Here is a 2,785-nt window from a genome sequence, read left to right on the forward strand (position 1 = left end):
AGGGCCCATCTTTAACTTTGCCGCCTCTGCTCCTATGTCGACCTGCCCCAGCCCGCCCGGCCCTATCGCCATCGAACATCTCTGCTTCCGGGTTCCTCCCGGTGGGCAAGCAGCCTTTCTTGAGCAAGACGAGCGGGTTTGGGGATCCGCCCTGCGCCGGCATCCGGGTTTTCTGGGCAAAGAAGTTTGGCTGGATCAAGAGGATCCCGAACTTGTCCACCTCATCCTCCGCTGGGCCAGCCGTGCTGACTGGAAGGCCTTTCCCTCCGAGCAAGTGGAGGCATTGGATCGGCAAATGCGGCCTTTTTATGTGCGCTTGGAACAGGCCAAAGAATACCAGCTCTGGCAGCCCGGCCCTTCTGCAGGGACAGGAAAGCAGGATTAAGGGATCCCTTCAGTCTCAAAACCTACCTCAGAGCCCACCGAGTCAGCCCTGGGGGATCCTGCCACCCGCTCCTGCTCCACCAGCTCCCGCAAACTGGGCATGGTCACGGCCAAAGCTCCTTCTCGCCGCTGCAGCCCCGCTTCAAAGCTCTCGGGGGTGACAATGCCGCCGGAAATGAGCATCTTAAAAGCATCTTCCACCGGCATGAACACTTCCACCACCTGGTCTTCCGGCACAATGGCGTACCAGCCCGTCGTTGGATTGGGGGTGGTGGGCACAAACAGGCCAAGGGAGCGCTGCGGCCCATCGGGCCGAATGGGAGTTTGAATGGTGCCCGTCACAAAGGCCAGCGCCCAAGCTCCTGGTCGGGGATATTCCACCAGCACCACCCGCCGAAAGCGCTGATTGTTGGGGGCAAACAAAACACTGACCAATTGCTTCAAGGTCTTGTACACCAGCCCCGCCACCGGAATCGCATGGAGCAACTGTTCGCTGAGATTGAGCAGCCACTGGCCGACAATGTTGCGGGCCATAAAGCCGATCAGCAGGATGAGCACAATCGGCGTCAACAGGCCCACCGCCAGATCGATGAGGTTGATCAAGATCGGGTGCAAACCCTGGATGGGATTGAACTGCTTCGGAATGCTGGTCAGAAAGCCAATGCTCCAGGTGGCCACCTCCACCGTCAGCCAAATGGTAGTTGCCAGAGGGATCACCACCAGCAACCCTGCCACGAAGTAGTTCTTAAGATGCTGTTTCCATTGTGAAACCATGGTGAGGTCGTCCCGTCGAGTCAACCGAGTGGATGCATCGAACCCTTGCAAGTGAAGCTTGCAGATGGCAATCATGATACCTGCCTTCTGCGTTGCCCTCATGGGGGGCAGCCGCAACTTGCCGGCAAAAGAAATCGGGCTGCCAAAAAGCGCAGAGCCCCAAACTTTCATCAGGCCGATAATGCTATCTTAGGTCGATATAAAATTTTGTAAAGGCAGGGATCCCGTCCCGAGGCGTTGTGGCCAAGCCCCTGGATGGTTTGTGTTTCTGCTGGGTGTTGCGTGGGAGGCCCTATGTCAGAGTCAGATTGGCTAGAGCATACCTGTCAGGTGGAGGTGCCTGTTCCCATTGAGCAGGTATGGGATTTGTGGGCCAACCTCACCCTCATGCCCCGTTGGATGAAGTGGATCCGCTCGGTGGAATTGCTGGATCAGGAGCTGTCCCGGTGGACACTGGATACCCGCGGCCTCACCTTCAGTTGGATCTCCCGCACCCACACGGTGGTGAAACACCAACACATCGGCTGGAGTTCGGTGGAGGGGCTGCCCAATCGGGGCGCGCTGCGCTTTTACGACCGCAAAGGCAGTACCATTGTGAAGCTGTCGGTGGCCTACAAGCTCCCGGGGATCCTCGGCAAAATCTTGGATGGCCTGTTTGTGGGCAAAGTGGTGGAGAGCACCATCCAGGCGGACCTGGAGCGCTTCAAGGCCTATGCCCTAGAGCAGGCGGGGCCAGCCGCCGACAATGCCTCGGCCAGCTAGCCTCAGTTTGTCAGGCCCAAGCGTTTTGTTGAACTTCCCCTTGCCAACCCTCACTGCTGCAAAGGTTTTCTTCATGCCCGATCCCTCTCCTGAGCCTGTCATCGCCCTCTCTCGTCAGCCGGTGGACAACCGCAACATTCGCTTCTCTCTGGAGCGGGGCGAGCTGGATCTGGATCAACTTCTCCTGCTGTTGAACCGCAATGCCTTTTGGGCGCAGAATCGCCAGCGGCAGGAGATGGAGCGGGCCGTTGCCCACAGCCATCCGGTGGTCAGCGCCTGGGATGGGGAGCGCCTGATTGGCTTTGGCCGCGCCACTTCCGATGGGGTTTACCGAGCCGTCCTCTGGGATATCGTGGTTGATCACGATTACCGACGTCAGGGCATTGGCCGCAAGTTGGTGGAAACCCTGATCAGCCATCCCCACCTGCAGTCGGTGGAGCGCATCTACCTGTTCACAACCCATCAGCGCGGCTTTTACGAGCGGATCGGCTTTGTGGAAAACCCCAGCACCACCTTGGTCTTGCACGGGCGCCCTCTGGAGTTTTTAGTCCCGGCTGCCGAGCAGGAGCAGGCTTGACCGACAGGGATCCTGGGTGAGTGTATCTTGAACAACAGTGGGTTGGCTCTGCCTTGGGAGGAGGACGCGCTAGCCTGAAAAGCAAAAAGGGTGAGAGGGTGTACTCATGGCCAATCGCCTCGCCACAAGTTCCAGCCTTTACTTGCGCAAGCACGCCGAGAACCCGGTGGATTGGTGGCCTTGGATCCCAGAAGCTCTGGAGAAAGCCCGGGCCGAGGATAGGCCGATTTTCCTATCCATCGGCTATTCCAGTTGCCACTGGTGTACGGTCATGGAGGGCGAGGCCTT

The 2,785-nt window shown here is 58.7% G+C and carries 5 protein-coding genes; 4 read left to right on the forward strand and 1 reads right to left on the reverse strand.

Features of this window, described 5'->3' with window-relative positions:
* Positions 1–385, forward strand: a 385-nt coding sequence (locus NW837_RS04875) for a TIGR03792 family protein (RefSeq protein WP_414329518.1), incomplete at its 5' end; no start/stop codon positions are given.
* Here NW837_RS04875 and NW837_RS04880 read toward each other — a convergent pair.
* Positions 382–1,158: a DUF502 domain-containing protein gene (locus tag NW837_RS04880; RefSeq protein WP_238376947.1), complete on the reverse strand. Its 777-nt coding sequence runs from the start codon at positions 1,156–1,158 to the stop codon at positions 382–384. The two genes, NW837_RS04875 and NW837_RS04880, sit on opposite strands and share 4 nt — an antisense overlap.
* Before the next feature lie 294 nt (positions 1,159–1,452).
* Here NW837_RS04880 and NW837_RS04885 point away from each other — a divergent pair, with 294 nt between their 5' ends.
* The 3 genes from NW837_RS04885 to NW837_RS04895 all read left to right on the forward strand — a co-directional run.
* Positions 1,453–1,920, forward strand: a complete 468-nt coding sequence (locus tag NW837_RS04885; protein WP_414329520.1) for an SRPBCC family protein — start codon at positions 1,453–1,455, stop codon at positions 1,918–1,920.
* 73 nt (positions 1,921–1,993) lie between these two features.
* Positions 1,994–2,497, forward strand: coding sequence for a GNAT family N-acetyltransferase (locus NW837_RS04890; protein ID WP_414329522.1), 504 nt, complete (start codon positions 1,994–1,996; stop codon positions 2,495–2,497).
* A gap of 106 nt (positions 2,498–2,603) precedes the next feature.
* Positions 2,604–2,785: DUF255 domain-containing protein (locus NW837_RS04895; protein ID WP_414329524.1), on the forward strand; the 182-nt coding region annotated here is incomplete at its 3' end.

It is taken from the genome of Synechococcus sp. R6-10, from assembly GCF_047461815.1.
Taxonomy (GTDB): Bacteria; Cyanobacteriota; Cyanobacteriia; order Thermostichales; family Thermostichaceae; genus Thermostichus.

Coding starts and splice junctions, on each gene's coding strand:
- NW837_RS04890 (WP_414329522.1), top strand. CDS start 1,994: ATGCCCGATCCCTCTCCTGAGCCTGTCATCGCCCTCTCTCGTCAGCCG.
- NW837_RS04880 (WP_238376947.1), bottom strand. CDS start 1,158: ATGGTTTCACAATGGAAACAGCATCTTAAGAACTACTTCGTGGCAGGG.
- NW837_RS04885 (WP_414329520.1), top strand. CDS start 1,453: ATGTCAGAGTCAGATTGGCTAGAGCATACCTGTCAGGTGGAGGTGCCT.